Source organism: Pseudomonas marginalis (assembly GCF_900105325.1).
GTDB classification, from domain to species: Bacteria; Pseudomonadota; Gammaproteobacteria; order Pseudomonadales; family Pseudomonadaceae; genus Aquipseudomonas; species Aquipseudomonas marginalis.
In genome coordinates, this window is sequence record NZ_FNSU01000003.1 from 1,343,383 (window position 1) to 1,361,076 (window position 17,694).

Below are 17,694 nucleotides of genomic sequence, written 5' to 3' on the forward strand. Positions count from 1 at the left end.
GCGAGGCTGCGTCACGCGCACTGCCGATTCAAGCCCGAGCCGCGACCGACGCAGCCTCGCCAAAGCTCGACAGCTGCTACGAATGCCAACCCCATCAAGGCCCCCCCCGTAGCAGCTGCCGAGCGCAAGCGAGGCTGCGTCGGACGCACTGCCGATTCAAGCCCGAGCCGCGACCGACGCAGCCTCGCCAAAGCTCGACAGCTGCTACGAATGCCAACCCCATCAAGGCCCCCCCCGTAGCAGCTGCCGAGCGCAAGCGAGGCTGCGTCGGACGCACTGCCGATTCAAGCCCGAGCCGCGACCGACGCAGCCTCGCCAAAGCTCGACAGCTGCTACGAATGCCAACCCCATCAAGGCCCCCCCGTAGCAGCTGCCGAGCGCAAGCGAGGCTGCGTCAGGCGCGCTGCCGATTCAAGCTCGAGCCGCGACCGACGCAGCCTCGCCGGGGCTCGACAGCTGCTAGGGGGTTTTACGCGGTGCTGGATAAGACGGTATCTACGATGGGTGAAGCCATCCAATCCAGAAAAGCTCGAAGCCGCGTGGTGAAGTTTTCCATCGTGGCGCCAGGGTTCCTGGCCTCAAAGAGAAAGAACGCAAGGTGAGTGACCCGCTGCGGATACCCCCGGACGAACATCGCCACATGCTCTTCGAGGGTGCGCGGCCATGTCGACGCATCTTCCGAAAGCAATACATGGGTGGACCTGATCAGCTTGCGTGAAGCCTCGCGCTGCAAGCTAAGGCGCTGCGTTTCGGTGTCGGCGCACGCGATGCGCGTGAGGTACGCGCTCAATACGGCGTGAAAATCACCATTTACCGCCAGCGCGATGTCACGGGATGGCCGAAACCGTTCGAAATGCACTGACAGATCATTGCCCCACAGGCAGCGGCACTGGTGTTTGAGCCAGAAACCCCACCCGTTGCGGTTTTCCGCCGCCAGTACTTGCGCGCGGTGGCCGATATCGAAATCCACCTTGGTGACAAGGGGATGCCGCTGCTCCAGTGCACAGCGGACTGCCTCCAGCCGGGCCAATAGCTCCGCCGTTGCCGGCTCGCGCAGCACCAGGGTGAGGTCGAGGTCGGAAACACCGGGAATGGCGTCGCCCCTTGCGACACTGCCGTAGAGATAGAGGCCGTCCAGGCCCAGGTCGTCCCTCGAGAGCGACGCGCAGACGTCCGCCAGCAACGGCTGGTATTCACGCTGCACGGGGGTGTCGGGGACGGTGAGGATAAAACCGTCCGCGTCGATGCCCGCAGAAGGCGTACTCATGGGCGATGCACCTCGATCACCAGCCCTTCCGCCTCGCTCGGCACGCAGAAATGCCGGGTGATCAGGTCGAACTCGGCATCCGTCGCCGCGAAATCATGATCGCCCCGGGCATTGCGCGCATGCAGCCTTGCGCGGCAGGTGGCGTCGTCCAGCTCGAGGTAATGCAGGCGGTGCGGCACCTTGGCGGCCTGCGCCAACCCCAGCAGCCATTCGCGATTGGCCAGGGTATTGGCGGGAAAATCCAGCACCACGTTGACGCCGGATTCAAGCAGGTTGATCACCAACGGGCCCAACACCCCGCGAATACGCTGGGCACAGCGCAGGTAGTCGGCGATCGAGAGGATTTCACCGGGGTACAACTGGGCGAGCCAGGTGTCTTCGCTGAGCAGGATGGCGGCGTGTTCGGCCACCAGGGTCTTGGCCAGTGTTGACTTGCCCGAGGCGATCTTGCCGCACAGCAGGTGCAGGGTTGGTATGGGGACGGCTCCTTATGTGAAGCCCTGAGCATGCCAGCTTTCAGGCTGGTTCTTAATATTTCGACACGAATTATGCTGAACTATCTGATACGTAAGGCGTTCATTTTCTATGCGCAGCCCCGACCAGGGGCGTTGTACAACAAGGAGCCGCCTTACCATGACAACCCTTCCCGCCTACCGATACACGCCGGGGCCGCTGCATGCGACCTTGCTGGCCGGCACCGTGCCGCTGTTTCTTGGTGCCTTGCTCAGCGACATTGCCTACACCCAGACCTACCAGATTCAATGGGCCAACTTTGCGTCCTGGTTGATTGGCGGTGCTCTGGTGTTCTGTGGGCTCGCGTTCCTGTTTGCGCTGGTCAACCTGCTTCGCGCCGAGCGCAAGGCGGGGCAACCCACGCGGTATGTCCTGCTGCTGTTAGCCACCTGGGTATTAGGGCTGGTCAATGCCTTTCAACATGCCAAGGATGCCTACGCCTCAATGCCTGCCGGGCTGATCATGTCGGCCGTCGTCTTGCTGCTGACACTGTCGGCCACCTGGACCGGCCTGCGCTCGGGAGGTGCCAAATGAAAACGTCCCACACACTGAGCGTATTGAGCGCCGCGCTGTTGCTGAGCGCCTGCGGCGGCGAAGGCGACAAGACCCAGGCCCGTGGCCCCGACCCCACGTTGCCGGAGCAACAAAGCAGCCTGTTGCCGAGCATGAAGATCGCCGAGCCCACCCCCTGGGGCGATCAGAAACCCCAGGTACCCGAGGGCTACAGCATCACGGCCATCGCCACCGACCTGGCCATCCCGCGCCAGACGTTGGTGCTGCCCAACGGTGACATCCTGATCGCCGAAGGACGTGGCGGCAGTGCGGCCAAGCTCAAGCCCAAGGATGTGATCGCCAGCGTGATCAAGGCTCAGGGCAACACCAAGGTAAAAGGCGGCAACCGCCTGACGCTGCTGCGCGATGCCGACGGTGACGGCACCTATGAGTTGAAGACGGTGTTCGCCGACAACCTCAACGCGCCCTACGGCCTGGCGTTTGCCGATGGCAAGCTCTACGTGGCCAACCAGGATGCGCTGGTGCGCTTCGACTACACCGATGGCCAGACCAAGGCCAGCGGCGCACCGGTGAAAGTCACCGACCTGCCGGCGCAGATCAACCATCACTGGACCAAGTCCCTGGCAGTGAGTGCCGATGGACGCCAGTTGTATGTGGGGATCGGCTCCAACAGCAACGTGACCGAACGTGGCATGGAAGTGGAAATCGACCGCGCCATGGTCTGGCAGATCGACGCCGCCACCGGCGCACACAAGCCCTATGCCACTGGCCTGCGCAACCCGACGGCGCTGACCATCCAACCCGACTCCGGGCAACTGTGGACGGTGGTCAACGAACGCGACGAACTCGGCCCCGACCTGGTGCCCGACTACCTGACGTCGGTGAAAGAAGGCGCGTTATACGGCTGGCCCTACAGCTATTGGGGCCAGAACGTCGACCCGCGCGCGCAACCGCAGAACCCGGCCAAAGTCGCCGCCGCGATCAAGCCCGACTACAGCCTGGGCTCCCACGTGGCCGCACTCGGCGTGGACTTTTCCATCCCGGCCATGGGCGAGCAATTTGCCGACGGCGTATTCGTCGGCGAGCACGGCAGCTGGAACCGCGACAACCCGGTGGGCTACAAGGTGATCTTCGTGCCGTTCAGTAATGGCAAGCCATCGGGTGAGCCGATTGATTTCGCCACCGGCTTTCGCGGTGACGACGGCAAGACCCGTGGGCGCCCGGTGGGGGTGACGGTGGACCCGAAAGGCGCGCTGATCATCGCCGACGACCTGGCCAATACCGTGTGGCGGGTGACGCGCAAGCCATAGCGGCATATGACAGGGGCGGCGGCGCCCCTGTCAGCCTTCATCCTGCAATTGCGCCTCCAGCCAGTCGAGCAACGCCACGACCTCGGCCCGGCTGCCCTCTCCCTGCTGCCGGTAAATCGATAGCGCCTGGGGCAAATGCACACTCTCGACACAGGGCCTTACCAGCGCCCCGCTGTCAATCAACCGGCTCGCCGTACGCCGCCAGCCCATGGCGATCCCATGCCCTTCCACCGCCGCCTGCAACATCAGCGGGTAGCTATCGAAGGTCGCACCGCGCACCTCCCCGCTCAAGGCCTGGCCGAACACCTGCAACCAGCTGTCCCACTCCATCAAGTGCGGAGGATGGGAGCTGTGGTGCAACAAGGTGCGCGACTGCAACCCGGCGAGCGACAGCGGTAGTTTGCTGTCCAGATAGCCGGGGCTGCACACCGGGAACACTTCGTCGGCGGCGGTGAACATCAGCGGATGGCTGCCACTCGCGCGCCCGGTACTTTGCAAGGCCACGTCGAAGTGACTGGTGAACTCCGTCAGGGGGCGGGTGGAGGTCACCACCTGGATTTCGATGTGCGGGTATTGCTGGTGGAACGTCGACAAGCGCGGCATCAGCCAATAAAACGCTTCGCACAACTGACACAGCAACACCACGCGATGACTGTGGGGTGACCCCCGCAGGCTGGTGGCACTCTCACTGATGCTGCGCAGCGCTTCGCCGACCACCCGGCCCAGTTCCCGCCCCTCTTGGGTGAGGAACACCGCCCGGTTGCGCCGACTGAACAGCTTCACCCCCAGGTTGTCTTCCAGCCCGCGAATCTGGCGGCTGATGGCAGCCTGGGTGATGTGCAGCTCATCGGCCGCCTTGGAGAAACTGCCCAGGCGTGCCGCCGCTTCAAACGGCAACAGGCTGGCCAGGGGCGGCAGGGTCTTGCCAAGTGTATTCATAATCTGAGGTTATACATCCACGGCCGAGAACTCGTTTGTAGCACACCCGCATGACTGGGCACCATGGATCCATTACCTCAATGGATGCCCCGGATGAACGCTGCACAGACCTCCATTGCCGTCGGCGTGCTGCTCGCGGTTGTTGCGACATTGGGCTGGGCGTTGAACTTCATCGCGCCTTACGTCACCGGCGACTACAGCCTCTATGACTTGATGGCTGTGCGATTTCTGATCGCCGGCACATTGGGTGTCATGGGGGTGATCCTATGCCGGGCACAGTTGCACTTGCTCGGGCCCGGCCAGGGATGCCTCGCCGCAGCACTCGGGGCGTTGGGGTGCCTGGGCTACGGCGTGTGCATCGCCGCCGGCGTGATGTTCGGCGGGCCGGTCATGACCCCGGCGTTTATCGGCACGGTGCCGGTGTTGTTGGCCCTGGTGGGTAACGCCAGCACGAGGACAGTCCCGTGGCGCCGCCTGGCAACCCCTTTGTCATGCCTGACAGTGGGCCTCTTGCTGTCGAACATCAGCAGCTTTCATCAACCTTCATTGGACACAAGCGCCTGGTGGGCAGGGCTGTTTTTTTCCCTGAGTGCAGTTGCTCTCTGGTTGTGGTTCAGCGTGATCAACCAAAGGCAACTGACACACCTTGCGGCGCAGGCAACCGGTCTCTGGACCGCACTCATGATGGTGGGCAGCGGTGTCGCCACCCTGTGCCTGCTACCGTTCATCCATGGGCTTGGCATGTTCAAGCTGCCGATGCTCGGCTTCGGCCTTTCCCAGGCTGGCCCGCTCTATGCCTGGAGCCTGGTGATCGCGGTGATGTCCACCATGGTCGGCGCCTGGGCCTGGAACGCCGCGACCCGACGCCTGCCGATGGTACTGAGCGGCCAATTGATCGCCCTCGAATCCCTCTTCGCCACCCTGCTCGGCCTGGGGTTTCACGGGCGCTGGCCCACACTCATGGAAGCCGTGGGACTGGTTGCGGTGCTGATCGGCGTGGCCATGGCGATTCGAATCATATTGACGAGCCCACAGGCGACGGCCAAGCCTGGGATGACCATGACCGGCGATCATAGCCGTTGACATGCTTGCCTGAAGCAACAATATAATTGACTAAGGCAACCATTCGAGTATCCGCCATGTCCACTCCCCTGCTTGTGGAACGCGCCGGCATCGTGCGCGGCTTCAATCGCTTCTACACCCACCAGATCGGCGTGCTGCAGGAACACCTGTTGCACAGCGACTATTCCCTGACTGAAATTCGGGTGATGTACGAGCTGTCCTCCCGTGGCGACCTCACCAGCGCCGACCTCTGCCAGATGCTCAGCCTCGACGCGGGTTACCTGAGCCGCCTGACCAGTGGTTTCGAGAAAAACGGCCTGATCCAGAAAGTCCGCTGCGCCACCGATGCGCGCGCGGTGCAATTGCACCTCACCGATCTCGGCCGCGCGGTCCTGGCGCCCCTGGAACAGCAGACCCAGGATGAAGTCATCGCCCTGCTCGAGAGCCTGCCCGAACCCCGGCAGCAGCAATTGACCGACGCCATGCAACGTATCCAGGCCCTGCTGCAAGACCGCCCGTCGAGCTACCTGCTGCGTGATCCACGGCCAGGGGATATGGGCCTGGTGGTGCAGCAGCAAGCGGCGCTGTATGCCCGCGAATACCACTGGAACTGGGAGTTTGAAGCGCTGGTGGCGGAGATCGTCGCCAAGTACCTGCGCGAGTTCGACCCGGCGCGGGAGCGCTGCTGGATCGCGGAGAAGGAGGGCGAGGTGGTCGGCTCGGTGTTCGTCGTGCGCCATGACGATACAACCGCCAAGCTGCGCATGCTCTACGTGGATGCGAGTGCGCGGGGCCTGGGCATCGGCCAGCGCCTGGTGGACGAATGCCTGCGCTTTGCCCGCGATGTCGGCTACACCCGCATGATGTTGTGGACCATGAGCGCCTTGACCGATGCGCGCAAGCTCTACCAGAAAGCCGGTTTCGAGTTGGTGGAAGAGGAGCCCACCTTGAGTTTCGGCAAGCAACTGGTCAGCCAGACCTGGGCGCGCGCGTTGTAGAAAAGGCGCTTGAAGGAATGGGTCTCGACACAACGTTATGGGTGATTCGATGGACCTGTGGCGAGCGGGCTTGTCCCGCGTGGGGCTGCTGCGCAGCCCCACGCGGGACAAGCCCGCTCGCCACAGAGGTACCAGTTTGCTGCGCGACAGCGCGGCGGCCACGAGGTATTACAGGTCAGTGATTTCCTTATGGCGCGGCACCAGGGTCTTCATCACGCTCCAGGCCACCAGGTACGCCAGCGCACAGATCGCGAACATGATCATGTAGCCGGTGTGGATGTCATTGATGGACTTGTAGTAGTCGAACACCCAGCCGCCGATCTTGGTCATCACCACACCGCCGATGCCGCCGGCCATGCCGCCGATGCCGACCACCGAGGCCACGGTTTTCTGCGGGAACATGTCGGACACGGTGGTGAAGATGTTGCACGACCACGCCTGGTGCGCCGAGGCGCCGACGCCGATCAGCAATACCGGGACCCAGAAGCTGATGTAGCCCAACGGTTGCGCCAGCAACACCACCAACGGGAACAGCGCGATCACCAGCATGGCTTTCATGCGGCCGTCGTAGGGGGCATCGCCACGGGCCATGAAGTAGCTGGGGAACCAGCCGCCGCCGATGCTGCCGACCATGGTCATGCTGTACAGCACGGCCAGCGGCATGACGATATCGGCGCCTTTCATGCCGTATTGCGCCGACAGGTAGGTGGGCAGCCAGAACAGGAAGAACCACCACACGCCATCGGTCATGAACTTGCCGAAGGCAAACGCCCACGTCTGGCGGTAGGTGAGCAACTTGAACCACGAGACTTTTTTCTGTACCGCGCCTGCAACCGGCGGGATAGAGGGCTGCTGCGCCTGGTCGCTGCGGATATAGGCCAGCTCTTCGGCCGACAGGCGTTTTTGCTGCTCCGGCTTCTCATACACCGCCGCCCATACCGCCACCCACACAAAGCCCAGCATGCCGATGACCATAAAGGCCGCTTCCCAGCCCCACATCCCGGCGATCAGCGGCACACAGATCGGCGCCAGGATCGCGCCGACGTTGGCGCCGGAGTTGAAGATCCCGGTGGCCAGCGAGCGTTCTTTCTTGGGGAAATATTCGGCGGTGGCCTTGATCGCAATCGGGAAGTTACCCGCCTCGCCGATAGCCAGCACCGCCCGGGACAGCATGAAGCCGGCGATGGACACCGGAATCACCGCCAGGCCGATCGCACCGCTGACCGCGGCGATGCCCTCGCCCATCGGCACCGAGAACGCATGCATGATGGCGCCGGTGGACCAGATCGCAATCGCGATCACGTAGGCGGCCTTGGTGCCGATCTTGTCGACGAACCGCCCGGCAAACAGCATGGAGATCGCATACACAAACTGGAACACCGCCGCGATATTGGCGTAATCGGTGTTGCTCCAGCCAAATTGCGTCGACAACTGCGGCGCGAGCAGGCTGAGCACCTGGCGGTCGAGGTAGTTGACGGTGGTCGCGAAAAACAACATCGCGCAGATGGTCCAGCGATAGTTGCCTACAGCTTGGCCAACGCGCTGGGCGTTGATGGGCTCGATCAAGTTCATGGCATCACTTTTTATTTTTGTTAGGTAGGACATATGTAACGTCATATGTCGTCGTACAACTGTGGCTTTTATATCGGGCTACCTACCCGCTGTCAATCTGAAAGATTACGGCTTTTTCGGGCTATCTCGCGGGTGTAAAAAGTGCCAGGCGCAGCTAGGTTGTAGGACGACAAGCGCACATGACCACGGCGAGCGGGCTTCTTGTGCATGGGTATCTACACAACTTCCAGTGAATACGGAATCTCTGGCAATTAGGCTTCTGTGGTGAGCGGGCTTGCCCCGCGCTGGGTTGCGAAGCAGCCCCAAAACCTTCACCTCGATTGATTCTGGCACTCTTCGGTGACCTTATTGGGGCCGCTTCGCAGCCCAGCGCGGGCGGTGCGACGATTCGACAAGCCCGCTCACCACAGAGTTATGTGTCAGCCTTTAAGAGTTGTGTAGATACCTATGCTTCTTGTGGCAAGCCCGCTCACCACAGAATGCCGGATCGCCCCAGGGTAGGTGCTCACCCCGAAAACCCAGGCAATTGCACGCAAATTGCGCCCCAGGCAAAAAAACGCAAATAGCGGTGAATTATTTCATGTCCGCTTGTATCTGAACTGACAGAGCGGTGCCATCGCAACGATGGCACCTCCCCTGTTCTGTTTTAGAGTGGTCCGCATGAAATTACGTAAGAAAAGCGTCAAGCCCATCGGTTTGAAAGACATCACCATTGTTGACGACGCCAAGATGCGCAAGGCGATCACTGCCGCCGCACTGGGTAACGCCATGGAGTGGTTCGACTTTGGTGTCTACGGGTTTGTCGCCTATGTATTGGGCAAGGTGTTCTTCCCCGACGCCTCCCCTAGCGTACAAATGATCGCGGCACTGGCGACGTTCTCCGTGCCGTTCCTGATTCGTCCCCTGGGCGGCCTGTTCTTCGGCGCGCTGGGCGATAAATACGGACGCCAGAAAGTCCTCGCCGCGACCATTGTGATCATGTCGCTGAGCACCTTCGCCATCGGCCTGATCCCCGGGTACGCCTCCATCGGCATCTGGGCGCCGATCCTGCTGCTGCTGTGCAAAATGGCCCAGGGCTTCTCGGTGGGCGGTGAATACACCGGCGCCTCGATCTTCGTCGCCGAATATGCGCCGGACCGCAAGCGCGGCTTCCTCGGCAGTTGGCTGGACTTCGGCTCCATCGCCGGTTTCGTCCTCGGTGCCGGCGTCGTGGTGCTGATCTCCAGCGTGCTGGGCGAAGCCGACTTCGAGGCCTGGGGCTGGCGCCTGCCGTTCTTCCTGGCCCTGCCCCTGGGCATGATCGGCCTGTACCTGCGCCATGCGTTGGAAGAAACCCCGGCGTTCCAACAGCATGTCGACAAGCTCGAACAGGGTGACCGCGAAGGCCTGACCCATGGCCCGAAAGTGTCGTTCAAGGAGATCGCCACCAAGCACTGGCGCAGCCTGCTGACCTGCATCGGCATTGTCGCGGCCACCAACGTGACGTACTACATGCTGCTCACGTACATGCCGAGCTACCTGTCCCATAACCTGCACTACTCCGAAAACAGCGGTGTGCTGATCATCATCGCAATCATGGTCGGCATGCTGTTCGTGCAGCCGTTCATCGGTTTTGTCAGCGACAAGATCGGCCGCAAGCCCTTCATCATCGCCGGCAGCATCGGCCTGCTGTTCCTGGCCATTCCGGCCTTCATGCTGATCACCAGCGGCAAGACCGGCCTGATCTTCGCCGGCTTGCTGATCCTGGCCATCGTGCTTAACTTCTTCATCGGCGTCATGGCGTCCACGCTGCCGGCGATGTTCCCCACGCACCTGCGCTACAGCGCGTTGGCCAGTGCGTTCAACGTCTCGGTATTGATCGCCGGCGTCACGCCTACCGCGGTGGCCTGGCTGGTTGAAAGCACCAACGACCTGTACATGCCCGCCTACTACCTGATGGTGTTTGCGGTGGTCGGCCTGATCACCGGCCTGACCATGAAGGAAACCGCCAACAAACCCCTGCGCGGCGCAGCACCGGCTGCGTCGGACATGGAAGAAGCCAAGGAGTTGCTGCAGGAGCATCACGACAATATCGAGCAGAAAATCGAAGACATTGACGCCGAGATTGCCGAACTGGAAGCCAAGCGCCAGAACCTGGTGCAGCAGCATCCGCGTATCAACTAAGACCTGACCAAGCGTGGTGGCAAGGGCCGCCACGCCAGTGGAGTGTTCAACCATGCTTCCAAGCTGCACCGCCGCACACGCGTTACTCAGCGCCGACGAACGCGCTGCCATCGCCGAAATCGAAGCCACCACCAGCATCCTGCAATTGGTCACCCGCCTGACGGGCATGCGCTTTGCCGGCATCGCCAAGTTCACTGACCTGGAATGGATTGTCTGTTCAGCGCACGACCCCTTCGACATGGGCATTCATGCCGATGACGTGCTCGACCTGGAAACCACCCTGTGCAGCGAGTTCTGCATCAACCCGCAGACCCTGTTCATCCCGCAGGTCAGCGCCAATGGCCGCTTTGCCGCACGCCCGGTGGTCAAGCAATACGCCATCGAGAGCTATGCCGGCGCGCCGATCTTCCTCCCGGATGGCCGGCTGTTCGGTGCACTGTGTGCGCTGGATTCCCGGGCGATGCTGTTTGACGACCCCAACCTGCCGGAAACCCTCAGCCTGTTTGCGCGGCTGATCGGCTGCATCTTCTACGCTAACTTGACGCCAGCGGATCGCTGACCGCCGCTTTGCCGCGCAGCACGGCCATATCGCGCTTGGGCGGCACACCAAACAGCCGGCTGTACTCGCGGCTGAACTGCGACGGGCTTTCATAGCCGACCTTGAACGCCGCGCTGGATACGTCCCGATGCTCGTTCAACATCAAACGCCGCGCTTCGTTGAGGCGCAGCCATTTCTGATACTGCAGCGGGCTCATGGCCGTCAGTTGGCGAAAGTGATGGTGAAACGTCGCCGCGCTCATCTGCACGCGCGCGGCCAGTTCGTCCACGCGCAGCGGCACGTCGTAATTGAGCTTGAGCCAATCGATCGCCCGCGCAATCCGATAACCCTGCCCGTCCACGGAACAGATCTGGCGCAGTCGGCCGGCCTGGTCGCTCTGCAATAGCCGGAAGTGAATCTCGCGCTGGATCAAGGGCGCGAGCACCGGTATCGCTTCGGGCTCATCAAGCAATTCAACCAGGCGCGCAAAGGAGGCAAGCATGGCGCCGGTCACCACACCAATCCCCACGCCTTTCATCACCGCCCGCTCACGCGTTGGCGGCAACTCCCCCTGGGCGATCAGCTCGGCCAGGATGCGCAGGTCGAGCTTGAAGGTCAGGCCCAGGCACGGGCGGGTCGGGCTGGCGACCAGCACTTCGGAGTTGGCCGGTATATCCAGCGACGTGAGCAGAAATCGTGCCGTGTCATACGGGTACCCCTCGCCGCCGACCCACAGCCGCTTCTCACCCTGGGCAACCAGCACGATGCTCGGCTCGACCATGCACACCACGGGTGTCGCGGGCTGCTCACGCCGATAAAAGCCCAGGCCGGGGATGGCCGTGGGGTAGTCGCCGGGTACGCAGACCCTTGAGCCGATCACGCGGACCAGCACGTCCAGGGGCGTTTGATTGATCTTCATAAAGGGCCCTTTGCTCTGATCGTTGGACTTTACCCCGACCGGCCCGCTGGCGTCCCCGGCAACCCGACAGACTCAGAGGATCAGGCAAGTAATCCAGTGGAACGCACTACAGAACCCTCAGCCACGCCGGGAAAATGTGCCGACCCCCTTCTCAAGGATCCATCCATGAAAAGCCTCTTGCTCACCCTGAGTCTGCTGGTGATTTCGTTCTCTTCTCTGGGAGCCGACATGTCCAACGGTGCAAACAACTTCTACACAAGCGACAAGGTGTCCGTCGAAAAAGTCACCTTCAACAATCAATACGGCATGCCGGTGGCGGGCAACCTGTTCGTGCCCAAACAGCTCGCCCCGGCCTCGAAAAATGCCGCGCTGATCGTCGGCCACCCGATGGGCGCCGTCAAGGAACAGAGCGCCAACCTCTACGCCACCAAAATGGCCGAACAGGGCTTTGTCACCTTGTCGCTGGACCTGTCGTTCTGGGGCGAAAGCGCAGGCACACCACGCAATGCGGTGCTGCCCGACCTCTACGCCGAAGACTTCAGCGCCGCCGTGGACTTCCTCGGTACCCGGCCGCTGGTCGATCGTGAGCGCATCGGCGTAATCGGCATCTGCGGCAGCGGCAGCTTTGCCATCGCGGCGGCAAAGATCGACCCACGCCTCAAGGCCATTGCCACGGTCAGCATGTACGACATGGGCGCCGCCAACCGCAACGGCCTCAAGCACGGCATGACAGCGGAACAACGCCGGCAGGTGCTGGTGCAGGCGGCCAACCAGCGTTACGTGGAATTCCAGGGCGGCGAGACCCTCTACACCAGCGGCACGCCGCTCAAGCGGAGCGGCAACCCGATTGGCGATGAGTTTTTCGATTTCTACCGCACACCGCGCGGTGAAGTCACACCGGCCGGCGCGTCGCCGCAGACCACCACCATGCCGACGCTGACCAGCAACGTGAAGTTCATGAACTTCTATCCGTTCAACGATATCGAGACCATTTCCCCTCGCCCGTTGCTGTTGATTGCCGGTGCCGATGCCCACTCCCGCGAGTTCAGCGAAGACGCCTACCACCGTGCCGCCGAGCCCAAGGAGCTGGTGATCATCCCCAACGCCGGCCATGTGGACCTCTACGACCGGGTCAACCTGATCCCCTTCGCCAAGCTCACCAGCTTCTTCAAAAGTCACTTGAAGTGATCTCGATAAACCCTCACACGCCCCGCTGGGGCGCAGTCTTCGCCCTGTCCCTGGCAGCCTTTGCCCTGGTGGCCTCGGAGTTCATGCCGGTGAGCCTGTTGACCCCGCTGGCCGCCGGCCTGGGCATCAGCCAAGGCCAGGCCGGCCAGGGTATTTCGGTGTCAGGCCTGTTTGCCTTGCTCACCAGCCTGGTGATCGCCCGAGTGGCGGCGCGCGTGGATCGCAAGCGCCTGCTGGTCGCGCTGACCTTGCTGATGATCGTGTCCGGCAGCGTGGTAGCGTTCGCGCCGAACTACCTGATCTTCATGCTCGGCCGCGCCCTGATCGGCGTTGCCATCGGCGGTTTCTGGTCGCTGTCGGCAGCCACCGCCATGCGCCTGGTGCCCGAGGGCCAGGTGCCGCGCGCCTTGGCTATCGTCAATGGCGGTAACGCACTGGCAACCGTGATCGCGGCACCGCTGGGCAGTTTCCTCGGTGGTTTGATCGGCTGGCGTGGCGCGTTTTTCTGCGTGGTGCCGGTGGCCGTGGTCGCGGTGCTGTGGCTGCTGCTGAGCCTGCCGTCGATCACGCCCCGCAGCCAGGCCGACAACGGCAACCTGTTGCGCTTGATCAAGCGCGCCCCGGTGGCCCTGGGCATGCTTGCCATCAGCGTGTTTTTCATGGGCCAGTTCATGCTGTTCACCTACCTGCGGCCGTTTCTGGAAGGTGTTACCCAGGTGGGTGTGTCTCTGCTGTCGTTGATGTTGCTGGTGCTCGGCCTGGCCGGATTGGCCGGCACACTGCTGATCGAGCGTGTCCTGAAGAACAGCCTGTACCCCACGCTGATCGCCATTCCCGTATTGATGGCGGTGATCGCCCTGGCATTGGTCGCATTCGGCAGCTCGACCGTTATCACCGGCGCGCTGCTCTGTGTGTGGGGCCTGGTAGCCACCGCCGCGCCGGTGGGCTGGTGGACCTGGCTGGCAAAAACCCTGCCTGAGGATGCCGAGGCAGGGGGCGGCTTGATGGTTGCCATCATCCAACTGGCAATCGCCGCCGGGGCAACGCTGGGCGGTGTGGTGTTTGACCTGTCGGGCTACCAGGCGACGTTTGCCTTGAGCGCGGCGCTACTGTGCATGGCGGCGATACTCGCCTGGGCCGCCAGTACGGCGACAGCGTTCCGGTGAAGGCAAACCCATGTGGGCGCACGGCGCTGAAGCGCTAATTATTTTGCCCAGACAGCCGATACCCAGGCATATCCCTTACTTGCAGCGACGTCCTGCGGGAAATAATGCCGAACTCTCTCGCCCCCATTGTGCGCAAGCTCTCCAATCGCACCAGCCTGTCGCTGGCACGTACATCGCTGTTCAATTTCGTGGCGTTGCTGGCCCTGGTCTTTGCCGCCGCCGCCTACTCCCTGGTTTACCTTGCGCACGAACTGGATCACTCCGAACAGCAGGAAAGCGCGTTTTATACGCGTAAAGCCGTGCAATCCCTGGAGAAGTCCCTGCGGGTGACCGTCAAGGACTACGCCTTCTGGAGCGATGCCTACAAGCACCTGCACATGACCGTGGACAGCGACTGGGCCTACGCGCGCGGCAACGTCGGCGCCACGCTGTATCAGGACTTTGGTTTCCAAGGCCTGTTCGTGGTCGATAACAACAATCGCACGGTCTACTCGGTGATCAAGGGCGCGTTGCAAAGCGTCGAGCTCTCGCAGTGGCTCGACCAGCCCCTGACCGAAATTATCGAGCAGGCGCGTGCCGGGGCTGAAAACGAAACACCGGTCACGGCGTTCATCAATGTACGCGGCAGCCCGGCACTGGTGGCCGCCGCCGCGATCACGCCCGGCACCGATCCCACGGTAGAGCCCGATGGCCGGCCGGCCTCGGTATTGATCTTCGTCGACGTTCTCAACAGCGCCAAGCTGAGTGCGATCGGCGATGACTTCGGCGTGGGCAAGCTGCATGTGGCCACGCCCGATGACATCGGCCAGACCCTGGTTTTCCCCCTTGGCGATAACGGCGCCGCTGGCAGCCTGCATTGGGAACCAGCGCGACCCGGCCTGCGCTTGATGAGCGTAGGCTTGCCGCTGCTGGGGTTGGCCGCGCTGCTGGTGTGCCTGATGACCTGGGTCATTCTGCGTCGCGCCACCGCCACCGCCCTCGCCCTGGATGCCAGCCACACCTCCCTGCTGGACAGCCAGGCCGCCCTGGCCACCAGCGAGGCGCGCTTTCGCGACGTGGTGGAGGCCAGCTCGGACTGGGTCTGGGAAATCGATGCCGGCTGGCGTTTTACCTACCTGTCGGAGCGTTTCGAAAGCGTCACCGGCCTGACCCGGCAAGCCTGGCTCGGGGCGGCCATGAGCGACCTGCTGGACACCGAGGCCGACCTGCTGTCGCAGTGGCTGAGCACCCCGGGCCGGCGCGTGGACATCAGTGTGCAATGCCGCTATATCGATGCCCAGGGACAGGAGCGCACAACCCGGCTGTCGGCCCGGGAAATGCCCTGTGGCGGGTTTCGCGGTACGGCCACCGACGTCACCGAAGAAGTCGAAGCACGTCGGCGCATCGAGTACCTGTCTCAACACGACGCCCTGACCGGGCTGCCCAACCGCACACGCCTGCAGGCGTTCCTGGACGGCAAACTCAAGGCCCTGCCCGGCACCGAGCGGCCGCTGGTGATGCTCAGCCTCGACCTGGACCGCTTCAAGCCGGTCAATGACCTGCTCGGCCACGCCGCCGGTGACCGGGTGCTCAATCAAGTGTCCGGCCGCCTGGCCGCCTGCGTGCGCCACGGCGACCTGGTGGCTCGCGTCGGCGGCGATGAGTTTGTGCTGATCCTCAGCGACGCCGGCAGCCAGGATGAAGTCGAAAGCCTGTGCCTGCGCTTGATCGAGTCCATCGAGCAGGCGATCAAAATCGACGAACAAGAGGTGTTTATCAGTGCCAGTATCGGCATTGCCCTGGCGCCCACCGATGCCCGCGATGCCACCGAACTGCTGCGCTACGCCGATATCGCGCTGTATGAGGCCAAGGCGGCCGGGCGCAATACCTGGCGCTTTTACTCCGGGGACATGAATACGCGGATCATCGAGCGGCGGCGCCTGGAGAGCGATCTGCGCTTTGCGATCAAGCACGCCGAACTGCGCCTGCACTTCCAGCCGCGCTATCGCATCGCCGATGGGCAGATGGTCGGGGCCGAAGCCCTGGTGCGCTGGCAGCACCCGGTACGCGGGCTGATCGCCCCGGACACCTTTATTCCGATTGCCGAAGAATCGGGGCTGATCCTGGCGCTGAGTGACTGGGTACTGGCAACTGCCTGTGCGTGCGCGGCGCAGTGGCCCGACACGCTGTTCGTCTCGGTGAACCTGTCACCCACCGAGTTCAAGCGCGGCAACCTGGTGGAGCGCGTGCGCCACGCCCTGGACGCCTCGGGTATCGACCCTGCGCGCCTTGAGGTGGAAATGACCGAAAGCGTCATGCTCGAGGACGCCGTCGGCGCACTTGAGGTGATGCGCACGCTCAAGCAACTGGGCATCCGCATTGCCATGGATGACTTCGGCACCGGCTATTCGTCCCTCAGCTACCTGCGGGCGTTCCCGTTCGATGGTCTGAAAATCGACCGCAGCTTCCTCACCCGACTGGAGGAAAGCGAGGATGACAAGGCGATTATCCAAGCCATTGTCGGCTTGGGCCGTGCCCTTGCCCTGACGGTCACGGCCGAAGGCATCGAAACCGCTGAGCACCTGGCCATGCTCAAAAGCGTGGCGTGTGAAGAAGGCCAGGGCTACTTCCTCAGCCGACCGCTGGATATCGACGCATTCAACGGCTTGCTGGACGACTACTGCGCCGACGTCAGCGGAAAAAATGACTCGGGGTCTTGCCAAACTGTTTCTTGAACATGCTGGTAAACGCACTCGGGCTTTCGTAGCCCAGCTCCAGGGCCACGTCGATAATCTTCTGCCCCACCGCGATACGCTCCAATGCCAGCAGCAGCCGCGCCTGCTGGCGCCATTGGCCGAAGGTCATGCCGGTGTCCTTGCGGAACAGGCGCTGGATGGTTTTCTGGTCGAGGGCCAGGCGCTCGCTCCAATCCGCCACGGTGGAGGCATCGCCCGGGTCCTCCTGCCACGCCAGGCAGATCTGCTGGATCCGCAGATCGGCGGGCTGCGGCAGCGACAGCGGCAAGGCCGGCAACAGCGCCAGCTCGTCGAGGATCAGGTGCATGATCCGCGCATCGCGGGAGTCTTCGGTATAGGGCGGTTTCAAGCTCACGGAGGCCTTGATCAGCTCGCTCAGCAGCGGCGAAATACTCACCGCCTTGGTCTCGGTCGGCAGGTTGGGGAAACTGTCGGGGCGCACGAACACGCTACGCATTTTCAGGGCGCCCACGCAGCGCAGGGAGTGCACGTGCCCGCAGGGCATCCAGAAGCCGCGGTTGGGCGGTACCGTCCACTGGTTGTGCGCCGAATGCACCACCATCACGCCTTCGGTGGCGTAGAGTAATTGATGCTTTTCGTGACTGTGGTCGGGGATCACCCAGTTTTCCGGATAATCGGTGGCCGAACTGATGACAGCCCAGTCGCCCTCATCGATTTCCTGCAAAAATTTATCCAGTGATTTGATCATTTCGCCCTTTTTACGATGGTTGCCTCCCGAATTACGCGAGACAGGCATTCCTGACGAATCTAGCATAAGCTCTGAAACAAATTGAAATGGGCAGCCTGCTCA

At 62.6% G+C, this 17,694-nt stretch carries 15 protein-coding genes; 9 read left to right on the forward strand and 6 right to left on the reverse strand.

The window, feature by feature from the left end; genetic code table 11:
- Nucleotides 1-469 precede the first annotated feature (469 nt).
- The gene (locus tag BLW22_RS15215; RefSeq protein WP_065948262.1) at nucleotides 470-1,267 is read right to left on the reverse strand and encodes a nucleotidyltransferase domain-containing protein; all 798 of its coding nucleotides are present in this window, start codon (nucleotides 1,265-1,267) and stop codon (nucleotides 470-472) included.
- Complete coding sequence (locus BLW22_RS15220) at nucleotides 1,264-1,743, reverse strand: P-loop nucleotide/nucleoside kinase family protein (protein ID WP_027608492.1); 480 nt, start codon at nucleotides 1,741-1,743, stop codon at nucleotides 1,264-1,266. The genes BLW22_RS15215 and BLW22_RS15220 overlap by 4 nt, the downstream gene beginning before the upstream one ends.
- Nucleotides 1,744-1,900: 157 nt before the next feature.
- Between BLW22_RS15220 and BLW22_RS15225 the strand changes: the two genes are divergently transcribed.
- Together BLW22_RS15225 and BLW22_RS15230 are read left to right on the forward strand one after the other, a co-directional pair.
- Complete coding sequence (locus tag BLW22_RS15225; RefSeq protein WP_074846942.1) at nucleotides 1,901-2,314, forward strand: DUF2231 domain-containing protein; 414 nt, start codon at nucleotides 1,901-1,903, stop codon at nucleotides 2,312-2,314.
- On the forward strand, nucleotides 2,311-3,603 hold the full coding sequence (locus tag BLW22_RS15230) for a PQQ-dependent sugar dehydrogenase (RefSeq protein ID WP_074846943.1): 1,293 nt from the start codon (nucleotides 2,311-2,313) through the stop codon (nucleotides 3,601-3,603). Before BLW22_RS15225 ends, BLW22_RS15230 begins: the two co-directional genes overlap by 4 nt.
- A gap of 30 nt (nucleotides 3,604-3,633) precedes the next feature.
- Here the strand turns inward: BLW22_RS15230 and BLW22_RS15235 are convergent, their stop codons facing one another.
- Nucleotides 3,634-4,542 carry a LysR substrate-binding domain-containing protein gene (locus tag BLW22_RS15235; RefSeq protein ID WP_074846944.1) on the reverse strand — a complete coding sequence of 303 codons (909 nt, stop codon included), beginning with the start codon at nucleotides 4,540-4,542 and terminating at the stop codon, nucleotides 3,634-3,636.
- Between the two features lie 93 nt (nucleotides 4,543-4,635).
- On the opposite strand from BLW22_RS15235, the gene BLW22_RS15240 reads away from it, so the two are divergent.
- Together BLW22_RS15240 and BLW22_RS15245 are read left to right on the forward strand one after the other, a co-directional pair.
- On the forward strand, nucleotides 4,636-5,625 hold the full coding sequence (locus BLW22_RS15240; RefSeq protein WP_074846945.1) for a DMT family transporter: 990 nt from the start codon (nucleotides 4,636-4,638) through the stop codon (nucleotides 5,623-5,625).
- 56 nt (nucleotides 5,626-5,681) lie between these two features.
- Complete coding sequence (locus BLW22_RS15245) at nucleotides 5,682-6,602, forward strand: bifunctional helix-turn-helix transcriptional regulator/GNAT family N-acetyltransferase (RefSeq protein ID WP_074846946.1); 921 nt, start codon at nucleotides 5,682-5,684, stop codon at nucleotides 6,600-6,602.
- 168 nt (nucleotides 6,603-6,770) lie between these two features.
- Here BLW22_RS15245 and BLW22_RS15250 read toward each other — a convergent pair whose 3' ends face one another.
- Nucleotides 6,771-8,174: an MFS transporter gene (locus BLW22_RS15250; RefSeq protein ID WP_065948259.1), complete on the reverse strand. Its 1,404-nt coding sequence runs from the start codon at nucleotides 8,172-8,174 to the stop codon at nucleotides 6,771-6,773.
- 660 nt (nucleotides 8,175-8,834) lie between these two features.
- Here BLW22_RS15250 and proP point away from each other — a divergent pair.
- Both proP and BLW22_RS15260 read left to right on the forward strand, forming a co-directional pair.
- Complete coding sequence (gene proP, locus BLW22_RS15255) at nucleotides 8,835-10,337, forward strand: glycine betaine/L-proline transporter ProP (protein WP_065928052.1); 1,503 nt, start codon at nucleotides 8,835-8,837, stop codon at nucleotides 10,335-10,337.
- Between the two features lie 52 nt (nucleotides 10,338-10,389).
- Nucleotides 10,390-10,896, forward strand: coding sequence for a GAF domain-containing protein (locus BLW22_RS15260; RefSeq protein ID WP_065928051.1), 507 nt, complete (start codon nucleotides 10,390-10,392; stop codon nucleotides 10,894-10,896).
- On the opposite strand, the gene BLW22_RS15265 is transcribed toward BLW22_RS15260, so the two are convergent.
- Nucleotides 10,871-11,794, reverse strand: a complete 924-nt coding sequence (locus tag BLW22_RS15265; RefSeq protein ID WP_065928050.1) for an AraC family transcriptional regulator — start codon at nucleotides 11,792-11,794, stop codon at nucleotides 10,871-10,873. The genes BLW22_RS15260 and BLW22_RS15265 overlap by 26 nt on opposite strands.
- A gap of 165 nt (nucleotides 11,795-11,959) precedes the next feature.
- Here BLW22_RS15265 and BLW22_RS15270 point away from each other — a divergent pair, with 165 nt between their 5' ends.
- The 3 genes from BLW22_RS15270 (at nucleotide 11,960) to BLW22_RS15280 (ending at nucleotide 16,862) form a co-directional block, all read left to right on the forward strand.
- Entirely contained in the window at nucleotides 11,960-12,982 is a 1,023-nt protein-coding gene (locus tag BLW22_RS15270) for an alpha/beta hydrolase (RefSeq protein ID WP_074846947.1), read from the forward strand.
- Entirely contained in the window at nucleotides 12,979-14,148 is a 1,170-nt protein-coding gene (locus tag BLW22_RS15275) for an MFS transporter (RefSeq protein ID WP_074846948.1), read from the forward strand. The genes BLW22_RS15270 and BLW22_RS15275 overlap by 4 nt, the downstream gene beginning before the upstream one ends.
- A gap of 104 nt (nucleotides 14,149-14,252) precedes the next feature.
- Entirely contained in the window at nucleotides 14,253-16,862 is a 2,610-nt protein-coding gene (locus BLW22_RS15280) for a bifunctional diguanylate cyclase/phosphodiesterase (protein ID WP_074846949.1), read from the forward strand.
- Here BLW22_RS15280 and BLW22_RS15285 read toward each other — a convergent pair.
- The gene (locus BLW22_RS15285) at nucleotides 16,819-17,640 is read right to left on the reverse strand and encodes an AraC family transcriptional regulator (protein WP_074846950.1); all 822 of its coding nucleotides are present in this window, start codon (nucleotides 17,638-17,640) and stop codon (nucleotides 16,819-16,821) included. The genes BLW22_RS15280 and BLW22_RS15285 overlap by 44 nt on opposite strands.
- Nucleotides 17,641-17,694: the final 54 nt, after the last annotated feature.